The organism is Scytonema sp. PRP1, from assembly GCF_036697665.2.
In the GTDB taxonomy this organism is placed as follows: domain Bacteria; phylum Cyanobacteriota; class Cyanobacteriia; order Cyanobacteriales; family Nostocaceae; genus Kalymmatonema; species Kalymmatonema gypsitolerans.
Map to the genome: position 1 here is coordinate 69955 of NZ_JBAHYJ020000070.1, position 16838 is coordinate 86792.

The following is a 16838-nucleotide window of genomic DNA, read 5'->3' on the forward strand; positions in this document are numbered from 1 at the left end:
GGTAAAAGGCATGATTATCATCGTCAAGAATGGCACACCTGCTGATGAAATTACTCGCATCAGCCAAGAAATGCGTGACACTTTCGGTGTCACTGTAGAAAAAAGTGTCGGACACAACAAAATCGTTTTGGGCTTAATTGGTGACACTGCCACTTTAGATCCAATGCAGATACAGAATAACAGCCCTTGGATTGAGCAAGTGTTGCGAATTGAACGACCTTTCAAGCGCGCCAGTCGAGAATTCCGTCATGGCGAAGGCAGTGAGGTTGTTGTTTCCACACCAAACGGTCCTGTCCACATTGGTGAGCAACATCCTGTAGTGCTGGTAGCTGGACCTTGCTCAGTGGAAAATGAAGCCATGATTGTAGAAACAGCAAAGCGCGTTAAGGCTGCTGGAGCCAAGTTTCTGCGTGGCGGCGCTTACAAACCTCGCTCCTCGCCGTATGCGTTTCAAGGACATGGTGAGAGTGCATTAGACTTGTTAGCAGCAGCACGTGAAGCTACTGGTTTGGGCATCATCACAGAGCTTATGGATGCTGCTGATTTACCAGCACTGTCTAGGGTTGCTGACGTCATCCAGATAGGAGCTAGGAATATGCAAAACTTCTCCTTGCTCAAAAAAGTGGGCGCTCAAGATAAGCCTGTGCTGATCAAACGTGGGATGGCTGCCACAATTGATGAGTGGCTCATGGCAGCAGAATATATTCTGGCAGCAGGAAATCCAAATGTGATTCTTTGCGAGCGGGGTATTAGAACTTTTGATTCCAAATATGTTCGCAACACTTTGGATTTATCTGTCATTCCTGTGTTGAGACAACTGACACATTTACCCATCATGATTGACCCAAGTCATGGTACAGGTAAATCAGAGTACGTTACACCAATGGCACTGGCAGCGATCGCAGCAGGTGCAGATTCTTTAATGATTGAAGTTCACCCCAATCCTGCCAAAGCTCTATCTGATGGACCGCAGTCTCTGACTCCTGACAAGTTTGACCGTTTGGTTCAGGAAATGTCAGTTTTGGGCAAAGTCGTTGGTCGCTGGTCTGAGCCAGAGAAGCTTAGTTTGGTCGCTTCTGTTTAGTTATACACTTTGCATTTTCGTGAGATCGCCTAGGAAATTTATTTGTTGATAAATGATAATAATGGTGCAAGATTTGAGATTTCTTAAACCTAGCACCATTATTTTTAAATGTAGGATAGGTAGTGATCTTAATGCCTTGACGAATTTTTACAAGCTTTGATATGCACTGTTTTTCTTGACTTGTATTTTTCTTATCAAAAAAAGATAAACATATCTAAAAATCGGACAGATACATCAAAAGAAACTGTATTGAGTTTCTATTTGAAATTACTTAATATTTAGATATAAAGGTAGCGTTGTTTACAGTTTGATTTTGTTCTCTATACATCATCTAAAAACAGGGTTAATAGCTTCTACCAGACAACGCATAGGGTTTCTGAAACTAAGAAATCACCATCAATTTTGGCAATAGCAATAAACCAGGAATTGTAAACTAACAGACTTATTTTTGTCTGTTCTCTCTTCATGTGTTTACGCAATTTTTCCCTGAAAATCGGAGGATTCTTCCTAATGGCAACTGAAAACAGTAATAGTGGCAACCAATCTAGTGGTGATCTCGGAAATGTACTGCAGCAATCTCCCTGGGGTCGCTTGAGTGAAGTCACTTCTACTGAGACGGTATTACAAGGCTTTGGAAGTGCCACTGGTGGTGGTACCACTGGTGGCGCTCCCAGTGGTGCTGGTGGTGCTGGTAGCGGTAGTCCCTTTACTGGCTTTGGCAACCCGAATGCCGAAGGTAGCCCGCTTACTGGTGGTACCAACCCTTGGGCTGCTATCAACACTAGTGGTGGTGCTAGCGGTGGCAGTCAGCCTGCTACTCGCAGTTCCGGCGGCAGCGCTGATAGCTTCACTGGCGGTTCCTCTGGTGGCGATATATCTGGCGCTGGTGGCTTCGGTGGCAGCGCTGGTGGCTTCGGTAGCGGTAGCCAAGGTGGCAACTTTGGTGGCATCGATTTTGGAAGCGCAACCGATTCGTTGTCGTTTCAGAACAGAATTCTGATTGATCAATACATCGCCGCAGGCCCTACCGAAGAAAGTACAAATGTGTTGTCTTCGCAGATCACCAATAGTATTGTCAACCAGGTTTCCCTGGGTAGCACATCATCCGTAAATGGTGGTGGAAGTGACCAGTTTGGTGGTGGCAGCACCGGCGGATTTGATGTTAGCAGCATCAGCGGCGGATCTGCTGGTGGTGGCAACCAGTTTGGTGGTGGCAACCAGTTTGGTGGTGGCAACCAGTTTGGTGGTGGCGGCTTCGCTGGCGGATTTGGTGCGTAACTCGTTTGCTTAGAGTTTCACCTTGAAATAAAAAATATTGGGTTAACCGCTGCACTGGTCAACCCAACATAATTTCAAGAGCTACTAGCCATTAACTAAGCCTCCGCTCAGGAAACCAAAGAAGAAAGTTATATACCGATCTAGCTTGCTTTCTTTAGTTTCCTTTGCTCAACAAATTTTTTGTTCTAACGATAGGAGGATTTTTAGTTATGGCAACTTCTAACACTAACTCTGCTGCTAGTAGTGAGAGTGTTTTTCCGCAGTTACCATCCAATGTCTTGGAGAGCATCCGGACAAACACCTCAACCTTTACTGACATTGTCAACCAATATAGAAGTGGCAACGCCGATGCAAGCGGCGATCAGCCTCTAGCACCTGTGGTTGATTTGGTGAATGCCGCTTATGGTAGCGATTCACCCTTCTTAAATGGCAATGCAAGTGGGTCTAGTGGTAACAACACAGTTGCAGATAGTGGCAGTGTATCAAGTGGTAGCAGTCCAGTGACTGGTAGTAGCAGTGTGATTCCTGTGCAATCGTCCCTTTCGGACGGCTCGTTTGGAGCATCGCCTTCTGAAGTTTTGCAGTCGGTAAAAGCTGATATCTTAAGCACTTACAACTTTGCTCAGAATTTTGGTATAGGCGATAGTCAGCTTCCGCAATCATTTTCTAATGTGTTGGGACAGTTGGACACTGCCATTGCAACCTTTGATGCATTGCAATCTGGGAATAATGCGATCGCTAGTACTAGCACTCCGATTGTTTAACGTCCCAGTTTGAAATAAAAAATGTTGGGTTGACCTTTTTACAGGGAAACCCAACAAAATTCCAACAGTTACTACTCAAAAAACAGCCTGCACTTAAAAAACCAAAGAGCAAACCAATAAGGCAGGCTTTATGTCTTTAATTTCCCCCATTTTACGAGATTTGTGTCCTAAAAATTAGGAGGATTATTTTTAATGGCGACTTCTACTGACAACTCTACTGTTCTTGTTAGCGACTCAGTTATTCCTTCAGCTACTCAGCTAGCTGGTGCTGGTGACAGCCAAGGTGCTGGCGGCTTCAGTGCTGACAGCTTCGGTGGCGGCAGCCAAGGTGCTGACAGCTTCGGTGGCGGCAGCCAAGGTGCTGACAGCTTCGGTGGCGGCAGCCAAGGTGCTGACAGCTTCGGTGGCGGCAGCCAAGGTGCTGGCAGCATCGGTGGTGACAGCCAAGGTGTTGGCATCGGTGGTGACAGCCAAGCTGCTGGCATCGGTGGTGGCAGCCAAGCTGCTGGCGGCATCGGTGGTGGCAGCCAAGCTGCTGGCGGCATCGGTGGTGGCAGCCAAGCTGCTGGCGGCATCGGTGGTGGCAGCCAAGCTGCTGGTGGCATCGGTGGTGGCAGCCAAGCTGCTGGTGGTATCGGTGGTGGCAGCAACCCATTTAGTGCCACCCAAGGTGGTGGCGGCCAAGCTGGTGGCTTCGGTGGTAGCAGCCAAGGTGGTAGCAGCTTACAAAGTCTCGGCTTAGGAACTGGCAGTACCAATACCTTTACTGGTGCTGCAAACAACCCTTATGCTGGTGGTGGTGGTGAAGCGTTCGGTAGTCTTGGTAACGTAGTCGTTGGTAACAACGAATGGATCATCGGTAAAGAAATCACACCAGAAAGATTTTCAAAAGCGATAAACTTTACTGTCGAGGAAACGGTTGACTCCGTCATCGGCAAACTGAGTAACAGATTATCTGAGAGTGGTATTGTTACCTCCTTCAGTGGTGGAAACCCATTTGCTGGTGGAAACAACCCGTTTGGTACTACCAATGCGCCAGCTCTCGATTACTTGAAACAGGCTTATGGTACAAACTTCCCCATACCTCAGTCAGCCTCAAATTTCACCACAGCCGTCTACGCTCAAACCTTACCCGGTGGATCTGGTACCTCGGCTGGTGGTGCCTCTACCGCAGGTAGTAGTGATGGCAACCCGCTTGTACCAAGTAATAACACCGCTATTAGTGGTAGCTCTCAGCCATCCTTGGATATTGTGCAGGTTCTCTTTGGTGACGACTTAAAAGGCGCTGGCGGGGGAAGTGGCAAATCACCCTCCGAAACCTTGAGGGTTGTTCAAGATAGCCTCTTAAACTGGACCAAAACAGTCAACTCTGCTACAGGTAAAAAACTATTCAGTAGTAACAATACCCCTCTGCAATCACCCTCTGATTTGTTGACGCTCTATAAGAATGACATCGTGAGCGCCAATAGTGGTATCAACAATGTTAACGAACTCGCTGGTGGTAGCGGAGACCCATATAGCAACTTACTTGCTGGTAGTGGCTCTCAGGGTGGCTCTCAAGCTGTTCAACCACCCAACGATATCTTGTCTACTGTCCTTGGTGGTTTGTTACCCTTCAGTGGCAGTGATAACATTTTTAATACTCCCGAAGGTGGTATACCTATTGGTTATGGCAACAAGGAATTTGGTAGTGACAACGCTGTCATTGGTAACGCCAACTGGAACTACGGACACTCTAACGTAAGCGTCGGTAATGCCAACTGGAATTGGGACTCCAGTAAGAACAACGCAACCATTGGTAATGGCAACTGGCATTTAGACAATACTCAAAACAACAGAACCATTGGTAATGGCAACTGGTACTGGGAGTCAACCAGTAACAACAAAACCCTTGGTAATGGCAACTGGAGTTTCGGAAATAACAACACAACCATTGGTAATGGTAACTGGGACTACGGTAGCAACAACACAATCATTGGTAACGGCAACCAGGTCTTCACCAGCAACAGCGTAGTGATTGGTAATGGCAACTGGTCTGTGATTATTGACAAATCAAACACTGCCGCTGGCGACTTCCTCGGCAAGTTGGATAATTTAGTGTTGTCAATAGGAATCAAGGATGCAGCTGATACTTTGGTGAATTCCCTCTTCACCAAATTCGCTGATGCTTTCCAACCCTTAACAGGTGATTTTACCGCAGCAACTCGGCAGACCTATGACCAGTTCTACTGGGATCCAACAACAGTCTAAACGCAAGTAGGGTGTACGGGCGCAAGCAATAGCTTGGGTGCTAGGTGTAGGAGTGTAGAGAAAAATTCATAGCACTTTACATCCCGTAGCCTACTGTTCATACGAATCACAATATTCCTGCTCTCAGGATACTTGTCACTGCTAACAGTCGATTGAGTTTGCTCAACCGACTGCTTTTTTATTTCAACTGAAACTCATCAAACTTAATGACCTGCGAATCCGGGTTTCGTGTATCAAAACGATAGCTGTTGACCGTACCTGTACCCGTGTCAAAGATGCTGAAAACCGTGATGTCATTACTTGCAATATAGGGCATCGGTTTTCCATCTTCATCCAGCATAGGAGTAATTGTTGGCACCACAGAGCCTAAACCATATGGATCGCCAAGTTCAGCATAATCCTCTTGATAGCCAACAGGGACTTCTCGCTTATTGTTACCCCAAGCAGCACCGTAAGAGTTACCAACATTAGATGTTTCTAAAAAGTGCATTCCACTCGGACTGACAAAGCGGTTCCACAAATGCGAATGTCCGTAGAAGACTAACTGCACACCAGCAGTTTCCAGCAAGGGGATAACATCGCGGATGATGTAGTCTGCATGCTTGGGGTACTCGTAACGGATTGCCTTGATATTACCGTCAGCATCGCGTTCAATAACCTGCACTGGGTCGGTATATGCTGGAACTATGTTACCACCCAAGGTATGGGGCGGATGATGCAACATAACTACTTTGTACTTTGCTTGCTGAAACTCAGGATTATTGAGTTCTTGTACTAACCAATTGTATTGTGTGCTGCCTTTGGCAATTGGCTCATAAATATGTTGCCCGTAACCCCAATTCTCTGGCGTGTTGAAATCTTTTTCCCGTTCTCGGTATCTACCTCTAGCCTGTGGATCCAAGTTGGGCGATCGCCACATATTTGTCGCGTACAGTACTACCAAACGCACGTCACCAAAACTGACTGCGTAGTAAGTTTTTGCACCTTCCTTACTCTCCGGTAGAGTGAAAATCTCTTCGTAAGTATCGGTATTAAAAGAATTCTCTTTGAGAAATTCCTCCTCATATAACTTGAGAGCAACTGCACGGGGAATTGTAGCATCAAATTCATCATTTATACTCCCACGGTTCGTGCGTCCCATAATTTCATGGTTGCCAACGCAAGTAAACATTGGAGCGTGTTGAATGATTTCACCGCCAGTGTAGATTGTCTTGACCCCGTTGTTGTTCATTTCATAGTTAGCACGACCTTGCAAACAAGGAAAGAAAGCACCGCCACGATGATCATCAAACCATTCGGAGGCGCGATCGCCAATATTAACCAAATCACCAGCGAACCAAACCGCATCAACTCGTCCAACGGTCTCCACCACCTTTTGTAAATTTGCTGCAACCATTGGCTTAATTTGATGGTCAGAAGTCAGCAGAATTTTCATTGGTTTACCTGGACTCGGCTTGGGTGCAAGCGTAAACAGATTGCTCCTAACGCTTGCATCATCTTCTCGCACACTCGTTACATAGTACGAAACTCTTGTGTCAGGGGTTAAGCCAGTAATCTCAGCTTCATGTCGCCAAATATCACGTAGCACAGGATTTTGATAAACTTGTCCGTCTTCGGTTTGGTTTCCAACTCGCGATTCTTGGTCTTCCCGCGTGCGCGTGAGTTTACTAGTCTTGGCAAGAGCAGTTTGAGCCAGATTCTTACCGTAGGTAACGATATGTCCAAAACCAGCAAACTCAGTAAACCACACAACTCTCACTGAAGTTTCCGCTGGTAATTGCAGAAACGGATCACTCAGCAACTGGGGTGGAGATGTCATAAATTTTTGCTTGGATAAACACACGTTTATCAGGTTAAGCCATCTCGATCAAACTTAGGGTTAAGCGTTAAGTTTACAATCAAAGTTGCTCAAACTCCTGAATTTTTCTAATAATTGTGAGACGAGATGCCATTTTCTATCAAATTTTCCAGCGATCTCCCCGCTTATTTTTTGAACTCATTGGACAGACTCCGCCACAAATCGATAATTATCGCTTTGACTCAGTCGAGGTAAAGGAACTCAGTTTCCGTATTGATGGAGTCTTTTTGCCACCGGAAGATGCCGAGTCCAAGGTTGTATTTTTTGCTGAGGTGCAGTTCCAAAAAGACCAGTTCCTTTACCATCGGTTCTTCTCAGAATTGTTCCTCTACCTTTACAGCCAGATGACTCAACAATGCATCGTGCTTTGCTCAATAGCTCTCAGGTACAGCGTCTATACTTGGATGAGCTGGGTGATCCCAACGAACAACCTATTGGTATCAGCCTGGTATTATTGACAATTCAACAAGAAGACCGAACTGTAGAGCAAGCTAAACAACTGATTGCACGTGCTAGGAAGGAAGATACAGGCAGCCTTTCTAGAGAAGCGATAATTGATATAGTGACCACAATCGCTGTGTACAAATTTGCATCTTTTAGCCGAGAGGAGGTAGAAGCAATGCTAGGTTTGAGTATTGAACAAACTAGAGTTTATCAGGAAGCTAAGGAAGAGGGACGACAAGAGGAACGTCAACAATTGCTGGCTGCAACTGTTCCCCTGCTTTTACAGACAGGGATGACGATAGAGCAAATTGCCTCCGAGATAGGTGTCGAGGTAGAAGTAGTACGGCAATCAGCACAGCGAGGTACTAAATAAATGTCTTGCAAAAGTCAATTTTATGAAAAAAAACCACAGATGGACACAGATAAATTATCTGCGTTTATCCGCGTGCACCGCGGTTCTAAACATCCATTGATCATACTTTTGCAAGAAGTCTAATAAATATCAAGAAAATGGAAATTTATCGAAATAAAAATAGGGATGGCGTTAACCATCCCTATTGAATGAAGTAGGGCATAGCCCTACCTAACTTAAGATTAGAGAGTGGGCATATACTGCGACTTTTCAGGTACGGTCGTGTACTCAGCCACAATCTGACGGAATTCATCACCGTCAATGGTTTCTTTTTCAACGAGCAAATCCACTAACCGATCAATGAGGGTGCGATTTTCCTCTATGAACCGCTTTGCGGTCTGGTGACATTCTTCAACTATGGCACGGACTTGGCTATCAACACGAGCCGCAATTGACTCAGAATATTCTGAGCGTGTCATCCAGTCACGACCCAAGAAGACTTCTCCCTGTTGGCTTTCCAAGGATATTGGTCCTAAATCAGACATTCCAAACCTTGTCACCATTTGCCGTGCCATGCTGCTGACTTGTTGCAAGTCACCTCCAGCACCAGTTGTGACTTCCGCAGAACCAAAAATCACTTCTTCTGCAGCACGGCCACCTAAAGCACCGGTAATTCTGGCTTTGAGTTGAGCGCGAGTAATCAGCCCTTGCTCTTCAGTGGGAGTAAACCAAGTTAACCCTTGTGCCTGTCCCCGTGGAATCAAGGTAACTTTTTGCACTGAGTCGTGGTCTTTGAGCAATGTTCCTGCGATCGCATGTCCGATTTCGTGGTAAGCAATCAAACGCTTGCTCTTGCTATCTACCAAAGGTGTGCCTTCCATACCAGCAACAACCCGGTCTACAGCATCATCGATTTCTGCATTGCCGATCGCGTCTTTACGCCGTCTCGCTGTGAGAATAGCAGCTTCATTGAGCAAGTTCGCTAAATCTGCACCTGTAAAACCAGGGGTACGACGGGCGATCGCTTCTAAAGAAACGCCAGTGTCTAGTTTCTTGTTGCGGGCGTGGACTTTTAAAACATCCAAACGTCCTTTGACGTCGGGTGCATCGACAGTAACTTGCCTGTCAAACCGTCCGGGACGCAATAATGCTGCATCCAACACATCAGGACGGTTGGTGGCAGCAATAATAATGATGCCAGTGTTCCCTTCAAAACCATCCATTTCGGTAAGCAGTTGGTTGAGGGTTTGTTCCCGCTCATCGTTTCCACCACCGATACCTGCACCCCGTTGACGTCCTACCGCGTCGATTTCATCAATAAAGATGATACAAGGGGCATTATCTTTTGCTTTCTTAAACAGGTCGCGGACGCGGGATGCACCCACACCGACGAACATTTCCACAAACTCTGAACCGGAAATCGAGAAAAAGGGAACGCCTGCTTCACCAGCGATCGCTTTTGCTAAAAGCGTTTTACCTGTTCCCGGAGGTCCGACCAACAACACCCCTTTAGGAATGCGTGCGCCCACAGCAGTGAATTTTTCTGGTTGTTTCAGGAAGGTCACCACTTCTTGCAGTTCTTCCTTGGCTTCTTCAATACCTGCGACATCGTCAAATTTCACTCCGGTTTTTGCCTCCATCTGGAAGCGAGCTTTTGATTTCCCGAAGTTCATGGCTTGACCTGGACCGCCAGGTAGGTTGCTAGAACGACGGAACAAAAAGAACAGCCCGGTAATCAATAAGATAGGAAAAATGAGATTACCCAGCAGTCCCCAAATTGCCCCATCATTCCGCATCGGATGCGCGTCAAAACTAACTTGTTTTTCTTTTAGCTTGTTAATCAGTTCAGGTGCGCTAGCAGGCAGATCCACCCGCACCCGTTGTATGCGGTTGTCCAGGTCTGGATCGACGGCTTCCACAATTGCCGTTCTACCACCTTCATATAAATCAACATTGGTGACTCGATCCGCGTCCAAGTATTCCAGAAAGCGACCATAAGTCATGCGGGTATTGGCTGAATTTCTAGTCGTGTCCGCAGGAGCACCAGAAAATGCCCCTTGCCAGAAGAAAAAGCCAATCACCAAAGCTGGCAATGTCCAGAGTACTAGGACTCTCCAGGAGAATTTCATTTTAATTTTGCCTCTAGATGCATATACAACAAATTAACGGCACACAGAAAGAGCCTTTCAAACAGATGTCTATAACTGCATTTGTTATTCGATGTTATGACAGACGATAACTTCGTCGCTAGCTTGAGAGCCAGCAAGCCGAAGCTTCATTAAGAATCTTAATTAAATTTAACTTAATTTTGCTTCGTTGTACTATAGATGTCCTGTTTTAGATGGAGAAATTTCCCGCCAAGACTGTTTGGGCAAAAAAACTTCTGTGTTTTTCCGGATCGAAGAAGATGCGGAATGTAGCTAAGAATCAAGCAAATTAAATATCACTTGCTTGATTTATGTGTATTCTTTAAATTCAGTAGTCAGATAAGCATCAAAAAACCCTGGTAATAGACCAGCCAGAAGCCAGCAGCTGATTCGTACCTTGCTTTTACTGGGTTAACACAAGAACAGTTTGCAGGACAGTTGGGTGTCACGTATTCCACGATTCATTGGTGGGAAAACGGACGTGCTACGCCTTCAGCTTTGGCTTTGAAGCAGTAAGAGGAATGCTGTTTTGCTGTTCCTTTGCGCGATCGCATTATTTAACAGTAGTAAAGAAATAGCTTACACGCAAGTTGTAGTGATATGGACTTTGTAGTTCTTGATACTGAAGGCAAACCAGAATTAAGCGAACTGGCGATCGTTGATAGTCACGGACGTGTAATTTACGAAGGGCTTTCCCGCGATCATCCCAATAACAGTTCTCATCTACCTAACCTCAAAAGTTTAAAAATCTTACTAGAAGAGTTTTCAAATATTGTTCAAGGTAAGAAAATAGTTTGCCACTATGCCGAACACGATATCGAAGTACTTAAGTCCAGTTTCCGAAAAGCTGGTTTGAAATTCCCCAACTTAGAGTTTGATTGCACTTGCATAAGAGCGAAAAATTCTTGGTTGGGGTTAGAAAGTTACTCCTTAGAGTATTTAAGTAAATATTTCAATTTGCGCGTTAATAACCGTTACTTTATCCGGGATATGGCTCATTCTGCCCGGTATGATGCAGAGTTTACCTACTACCTTTATCGCAAGTTAATGATAGACCAATTAAAAGACCAGCCCAATCCCTTTAGTGGTAGTCGAGTTGATACCCCTTTTCAAAATCACCCCGATTATTTCGATACCTATCACCAACAATTTGTGACTCTTGAGTCAATCTTGAAGGATATTAAGCTAGACCCTAATCATCAAAGTAAAGGAGCAGTAGTAATTGGAGAACCTGGGTCGGGTAAAACTCATTTAATGATGAGATTAGCACAAGCGCGATTATCGAGTAATCGACTGCTTTTTATCCGTCAGCCTAACCATCCTTCGTCTGTGCTGTACCATATTTACAGCCGCATTTTGGAGTCTTTAGTCGAGCGGGTTGGTTCTTTTACCCAATTAGATTATCTAATTATTAATAGCTTTCATAAAATTGTTGCTAATCTCTCAAATCTTACTCAAAAAGACCAGGATATTATCAAAGCGCTAAAGGATGATAATATAAATGCTCTTGGGGGAGAAGGAACTTATACTAAACTAGTATACTGGCAGCAAATTCAAAAACGAATTAATGAGTGGTGGGTAAAAAATTACTCGGCTGGAGGTTTTGCTCCCTCGATTCTCAAGGGAATTGTTAATTATTGTAGCTACACTAAGCCAGAACTCAAAGATCTTGCTACACGTTGGCTAGCTGGTCAGGCTTTATCAGATGAGGAGGTAGAAAAAGTTGGTTTACCAAACTGGAGAGAAGAGCTTAGCTTGGAAGCATTTTCTTTGGAAGCAATTTCGGTTTTAGGTAAATTATCTACTCTTGATGAGCCTTTAATTATCATCTTTGACCAGCTTGAAGGATTGGGACTTCCCCATAATAAAGAAATATTGGAGAATTTTGGAGAAACTATCAAGGAGATTTTTACCCATGTTCCTAATAGTTTAATTATCCTGAATATGTTTCCTGAACGATGGGAAGACTTTAAAACCAAATTTAATAATTCAATTACTGATCGCTTATCTCAGTATCAAATTCATTTACAAAGACCGCAGGAAGAATGATATTGGTAAACTCAAGACTATTGCCGAAGCTTTCAACCATATTAAACCGATTAAATTGACTTTGTATAAGTTAGGAAAAAAAGTTTTGCCAGAGCATATTGTCATCGAGACTGACCGTCATAATTATGTAATGGGTTTTCTCCAAATGGCTCCTAATTCAGCTTTCAGCAGTCGAATTAGTAATTTCAACGAGTTAGTATGCTCGCACCCTCAAGACCGCTTTAGTTTATTTCGGGATGAGCGCTTAACTGAAATTAAGGGTCAGGTATCTAAAGAAAGAATAATTCAGCTAAATAACTCTCATAATGGAAATTTCGTTTTATTTTCTAAGCCGGATAGAATTCACTTGGAACTAACTTATAAATTGATTATCGATATTCAAAATAAAGATTTGGATGTCGATTTGGAGTCAGCTTTAAAGGTTTTTATAACTAACCAAGAATGGTATCACTGGCTGTTTAGTATGTTTGGTTTTGCTAAACCGACTGAACAAACAAACGTTTAGTAACAGATTTACAGTCGTTTTCAGGTAAATGAACCCCATACCTAAAATTTAAATCTCTGTAATGAAAGTGCATGCACTTTCATTACAATGTGGTCTATTTAAATGCAAACGGCTGTAAGTATTTTGTAAAAATACAAGACAAAAGATTATGGAACAATACGGTTCAGTTAGTGGTGTTTAGTTTTGTTAAGATCCCCCAACCCCCTTAAAAAGGGGGCTTAGTTCCCTCCTTTTTAAGGAGGGCTAGGGAGGATCAATCCTTAACTGAACTGTATTGGATTATGGAATTACAAGGTTTTGCTAAATTTCATCACCTTCTTAAGCTAGATCCAAATCCATCCAGCATTGGATTTGGAACTAAGGTAAGAGCAGGGGACATAATTCGGTTTGCTAGTAGAGTGAGGCTTGCCAAAAACTTCAAAGGAATTAATCTTGAGGGGTATTCACAAGAGACTAATGATGGTTATGACGCTTTCTTCTTAGTCTTTTTGACACATTCTGCTTTGGAGCGATTTCTTGAAATAAACTCGCTTGAGTTAGATGCGCTCGATTCTCTCATGGCACCTTATAATCCAGAGAAAGTTATTCAAAAATTTGTAGAAAAAGATAAAAAAGGTCTACTTTATGATTTTCTTTATGAAAAATTAAATAATAAAAAGCTAAAAGTTAAGTTAAGCGACTGTAGAAATTACAACAGTACAAATGTAGCTTACATCTCTGCTTCAATTCGGCACATATTTGCTCACGGTCACTTATGCGCTCATTCTAATGGTGTTCATCCAAAAAATGTCTATTCTATCTGTACATCAATATCAGATTTTTTAGTCACTTTTATGGATGCTGAGTTCGGGAAAAAAATAGATGAGTACTATAGCAAAGTATACGCTGATAGCCAGGTAGACTTGGAAGCTGTTTGCTCTGAATAAAGCGATCGCAAGGTGCGAGTAGTAGACGGTGTACTTTTTACTTCAGGCGTAAACTTACCCTAAAAATACAAACAGCAATGTCCTAGAGGAATTATTGGTAGAACAAGTTGAGAAACGAGCAACGGGCGAACAATGCGACGAAATGGCTTGGATTGAAGTTAGTCAAATGGCTCTCAAGCTTGTTGTGCTAACTCCAAAAGATCAATCCTGAGATGTCGTGATTGTCATAGAAGAGCGCTTACCTAGACTTTGTGCTACAAGCCTAACATACCCGATTTCACCTGCTTTGGCTGGTGGAAACACCCCTACCTAATTTTTGTATATGGTTAGGGTGTAAGGAAGATACTTGTCTTTTTTGTAAGAACCAATCCAAATATAGTAGGTTCCTGGCAGCCATTCCCCAATCATACCGGGATTTTTACCATCAAAATCGTCATTGCACCAGACGCCTCCAGGACCAGTAACAATTAAGGTGGTATCCTCAGGGCTTTGTACTTGCAGTCTTAGGTACTCGAATTTACTTGTCAGCTCAACAGTATGGTCTGGTTCTTCATCAAAATATCCAGTACAAGCACCTGTAGGAGTTTCACTTTTACCAGCAATTTCCCTCCCCGGTATAGAACCACCATTTATACCGCGAACGCTTTGGGGATCTGGGGAAGAGTTTTGACCGATGATGATATCTCCAAAAATGGTTGGAGCCGTTTCCTCTGCTTGAGATGTTGTACTCATTGCTGACGCGATCGCCAGCGCCGCCATCATCAAAGATAATCTTATCCCTCGATTTATCTCTTTTGTCAGCATTTTAATGACATACTTTTTTAAGTATTTCTAGAGACATCTATGTTACACAAAAAGTTCCTAATGCGAGGGTATTTAACTAATTGTCTCACCTTATAAGCATCAAAAAAATCATCGATTGTCAATCTGACTTTTCACGTTATGTGGAAAAACCAACAAAGGAACCTAACCCCCCATCCCCCTGATCCTAATCCCCAACGCCAGTCGCCTGAGTCGGGAAACCCTCCCTCACGAGGTGCTCACCACGACACTGGCTCCTTTGTCGGGATTCCAAGTTCCCTAAAAGAGAATGGGCTAAGGTCAAAGCTTCTCAAAAGCAGGAGAAAAGAATCGAAGCGAGGTTTTTCCAACACATCAAAAGTAACGATTGTCAATAGCATAAAATTAAATTTATTCTACAAACAGGGGCACACGAACGTGCGCCCCCATTATCCATAACTTTGATTCCCAAATTATGCTTGCTGCTAACTAGCGACTTCTACTGCTTGAAGCAAGCGCGGCTTATCTAAACCAATTTGATTCAAAAGCAACCACGATTGGATCAAGTCCGGACCGTGCAAATCACCAGTTAAGCCAGCCCGCAGTGCCTTCATGACCAAGCCTTTCTTGACGTTTTGTTCTTTCACCACCTGCTTAATAATTTCTTGAGCGCTGGCTTCGGTGAGTTGATGCTTTTCTAAAGCAGCGATCACACCTTTGAGAGTGGCGCTAGAACCTTCGTGTTTTAATTGAGCACTTGCTTCGTCACTAAATTCAACTGTTTCGGTAAAAAATAGTTTGCTCATAGCGATCGCATCGACAAGGCGTGTCAAACTCGGACCAATTAAAGTGACGAGCTGCTCTATCCAAGGGCGATCACGTCCTCCGGTAAATTGATATCCTGCTTCTTCCCAAACGGGTATCAGCAAATCGGTCAGCTTATCCACTGGCATACTGTGAATGTACTGACTATTTATCCAATCGAGCTTCGCCCAGTCAAACTTAGCCCCAGCTTTATTGACGCGTTCAAAGCTAAATTGCTTGGCTGCTTCTTCCAAGGTAAATATTTCCTGAGTCGAGTCTGGTGCAGACCAACCCAGCAATGTCATGTAATTTGCCAAGCCTTCAGCGGTAAAGCCCATTCGCTTAAAGTCAGAAATGGATGTGACTCCATCGCGCTTGGAAAGCTTGCGTCCTTCCTGATTCAAAATTAGAGGCGTATGGGCAAACTCTGGCACTTTTGCGCCAAAAGCTTCATACAACAGAATTTGCTTAGCGGTGTTGGCGATGTGGTCTTCTCCCCGGATGACATGAGTAATTTCCATATCCATGTCATCTACAACAACAGCAAAATTGTACAGTGGCAAACCAACACCATCTGCTGCGGCGCGAGCGATCACCATATCACCGCCTAAATCGCTTCCTCGCCAAACCATCTTTCCCCGGACCAAGTCATTCCAGACAATTTCCCGCTCATCTTCAATTTTGAAGCGAATCACAAAGCTACGTCCTTCAGCTTTGTATGCAGCTTCTTGTTCTGGTGTCAGGTTGCGGTGACGGTTATCATAGCGAGGAGCCTCGTTTCTCGCTTTTTGAGCTTCACGCAGTGCTTCTAATTCTTCTGATGTCGTGTAGCAGCGATAAGCTAATCCTTTATCAAACAAGGTTTGAACCGCTTGTTTATAAAGTTCCAAACGCTTGGTTTGAAAAAATGGTCCTTCATCCCAGTTTAGTCCCAGCCAACGCAGTCCTTCGAGAATATTTTCTGTGTATTCCGGACGCGATCGCTCGCTATCTGTGTCTTCAATTCGCAGGATAAACTCACCGCCGTGGTGGCGGGCAAACAACCAGTTAAATACAGCCGTTCTGGCTGTACCAATATGTAAATTCCCAGTTGGACTAGGGGCAATACGGACTCTAACAGTCACGGGCGTTTTCTCTCTTGTCTCTAAACCACGTCTCATGTAGCTTATATTAAGCCTTATGCAATGAGTGCTGAGTATTGAGTCATTTCTACTCTCTACTTCAGCACTCATAACTTTCAACGGGACTGACGGGGCTCGAACCCGCAACTTCCGCCGTGACAGGGCGGTGCTCTAACCAATTGAACTACAGTCCCTTATTTGGCAACTTTCTTATTATGACTATTCGTTTAACGATTGTCAAGTGTTTTTACATCTAAAGTTTTGCAACTCGATTCGCCATAATCTTTACCTCCAGGCGTCATTTTATAAGTGAAGCACCCATACTTAGCTATGCCTGACGGCACGCTGCTTTGTAAGTCCTGCGGACAGACTGCGCCAACACGAACGCGATCGCGATCGCGTTCGCGTCTCACTCGCCCCTACACCCACTCCCGTTGCGGGGCTTGGTCAATCCCTAAAATCTGTTAAGAGTGGTT

General features: G+C 44.1%; 12 protein-coding genes, 1 tRNA gene and 2 pseudogenes. 9 read left to right on the top strand and 6 right to left on the bottom strand.

Annotated elements, in window-relative coordinates; genetic code table 11:
- Positions 1–10 precede the first annotated feature (10 nt).
- From aroF to V5G28_RS15235, 4 genes are all read left to right on the top strand, one after another.
- Positions 11–1084, top strand: coding sequence for a 3-deoxy-7-phosphoheptulonate synthase (aroF, locus tag V5G28_RS15220; RefSeq protein ID WP_332992695.1), 1074 nt, complete (start codon positions 11–13; stop codon positions 1082–1084).
- Positions 1085–1594: 510 nt separating this feature from the next.
- On the top strand, positions 1595–2362 hold the full coding sequence (locus V5G28_RS15225) for a hypothetical protein (protein WP_332992697.1): 768 nt from the start codon (positions 1595–1597) through the stop codon (positions 2360–2362).
- A 209-nt stretch (positions 2363–2571) separates the two neighbouring features.
- On the top strand, positions 2572–3126 hold the full coding sequence (locus tag V5G28_RS15230) for a hypothetical protein (protein ID WP_332992699.1): 555 nt from the start codon (positions 2572–2574) through the stop codon (positions 3124–3126).
- 192 nt (positions 3127–3318) lie between these two features.
- Complete coding sequence (locus V5G28_RS15235; protein ID WP_332992701.1) at positions 3319–5376, top strand: hypothetical protein; 2058 nt, start codon at positions 3319–3321, stop codon at positions 5374–5376.
- A gap of 178 nt (positions 5377–5554) precedes the next feature.
- On the opposite strand, the gene V5G28_RS15240 is transcribed toward V5G28_RS15235, so the two are convergent.
- Positions 5555–7195, bottom strand: a complete 1641-nt coding sequence (locus V5G28_RS15240; protein WP_332992703.1) for a fibronectin type III domain-containing protein — start codon at positions 7193–7195, stop codon at positions 5555–5557.
- 116 nt (positions 7196–7311) lie between these two features.
- On the opposite strand from V5G28_RS15240, the pseudogene V5G28_RS15245 reads away from it, so the two are divergent.
- A pseudogene (locus V5G28_RS15245) lies at positions 7312–8051 on the top strand (Rpn family recombination-promoting nuclease/putative transposase).
- Between the two features lie 221 nt (positions 8052–8272).
- Here the strand turns inward: V5G28_RS15245 and ftsH2 are convergent.
- Positions 8273–10159, bottom strand: coding sequence for an ATP-dependent zinc metalloprotease FtsH2 (gene ftsH2, locus V5G28_RS15250; RefSeq protein ID WP_332992705.1), 1887 nt, complete (start codon positions 10157–10159; stop codon positions 8273–8275).
- 435 nt (positions 10160–10594) lie between these two features.
- On the opposite strand from ftsH2, the pseudogene V5G28_RS15255 reads away from it, so the two are divergent.
- The 4 genes and pseudogenes from V5G28_RS15255 to V5G28_RS15270 all read left to right on the top strand — a co-directional run.
- Positions 10595–10693 (top strand): annotated as a pseudogene (locus V5G28_RS15255) (helix-turn-helix domain-containing protein); the annotation flags it as partial.
- Between the two features lie 84 nt (positions 10694–10777).
- Positions 10778–12226 (top strand): exonuclease domain-containing protein, encoded by a 1449-nt coding sequence (locus V5G28_RS15260; RefSeq protein WP_332992706.1) that lies wholly within the window; start codon positions 10778–10780, stop codon positions 12224–12226.
- Positions 12227–12281: 55 nt separating this feature from the next.
- Positions 12282–12731, top strand: a complete 450-nt coding sequence (locus V5G28_RS15265) for a hypothetical protein (protein ID WP_336230852.1) — start codon at positions 12282–12284, stop codon at positions 12729–12731.
- Positions 12732–13012: 281 nt separating this feature from the next.
- Positions 13013–13657: a hypothetical protein gene (locus V5G28_RS15270; protein ID WP_332992710.1), complete on the top strand. Its 645-nt coding sequence runs from the start codon at positions 13013–13015 to the stop codon at positions 13655–13657.
- A 309-nt stretch (positions 13658–13966) separates the two neighbouring features.
- On the opposite strand, the gene V5G28_RS15275 is transcribed toward V5G28_RS15270, so the two are convergent.
- The 4 genes from V5G28_RS15275 to V5G28_RS15290 all read right to left on the bottom strand — a co-directional run bounded on the left by V5G28_RS15275 (position 13967) and on the right by V5G28_RS15290 (position 16775).
- A complete protein-coding gene (locus V5G28_RS15275) occupies positions 13967–14461 on the bottom strand; it encodes a hypothetical protein (protein ID WP_332992712.1) in 495 nt (164 codons plus the stop codon).
- A gap of 461 nt (positions 14462–14922) precedes the next feature.
- Positions 14923–16365, bottom strand: coding sequence for a glutamate--tRNA ligase (gene gltX, locus V5G28_RS15280; RefSeq protein ID WP_332992715.1), 1443 nt, complete (start codon positions 16363–16365; stop codon positions 14923–14925).
- 117 nt (positions 16366–16482) lie between these two features.
- Positions 16483–16556 (bottom strand) — tRNA-Asp (locus V5G28_RS15285).
- Between the two features lie 33 nt (positions 16557–16589).
- Complete coding sequence (locus V5G28_RS15290; protein WP_332992717.1) at positions 16590–16775, bottom strand: hypothetical protein; 186 nt, start codon at positions 16773–16775, stop codon at positions 16590–16592.
- Positions 16776–16838: the final 63 nt, after the last annotated feature.

Excerpts from the sequence above, each read along its gene's own strand:
- aroF (WP_332992695.1), top strand. The coding sequence starts at position 11 with ATGATTATCATCGTCAAGAATGGCACACCTGCTGATGAAATTACTCGC.
- V5G28_RS15225 (WP_332992697.1), top strand. The coding sequence starts at position 1,595 with ATGGCAACTGAAAACAGTAATAGTGGCAACCAATCTAGTGGTGATCTC.
- V5G28_RS15230 (WP_332992699.1), top strand. The coding sequence starts at position 2,572 with ATGGCAACTTCTAACACTAACTCTGCTGCTAGTAGTGAGAGTGTTTTT.
- V5G28_RS15235 (WP_332992701.1), top strand. The coding sequence starts at position 3,319 with ATGGCGACTTCTACTGACAACTCTACTGTTCTTGTTAGCGACTCAGTT.
- V5G28_RS15240 (WP_332992703.1), bottom strand. The coding sequence starts at position 7,195 with ATGACATCTCCACCCCAGTTGCTGAGTGATCCGTTTCTGCAATTACCA.
- ftsH2 (WP_332992705.1), bottom strand. The coding sequence starts at position 10,159 with ATGAAATTCTCCTGGAGAGTCCTAGTACTCTGGACATTGCCAGCTTTG.
- V5G28_RS15260 (WP_332992706.1), top strand. The coding sequence starts at position 10,778 with ATGGACTTTGTAGTTCTTGATACTGAAGGCAAACCAGAATTAAGCGAA.
- V5G28_RS15270 (WP_332992710.1), top strand. The coding sequence starts at position 13,013 with ATGGAATTACAAGGTTTTGCTAAATTTCATCACCTTCTTAAGCTAGAT.
- V5G28_RS15275 (WP_332992712.1), bottom strand. The coding sequence starts at position 14,461 with ATGCTGACAAAAGAGATAAATCGAGGGATAAGATTATCTTTGATGATG.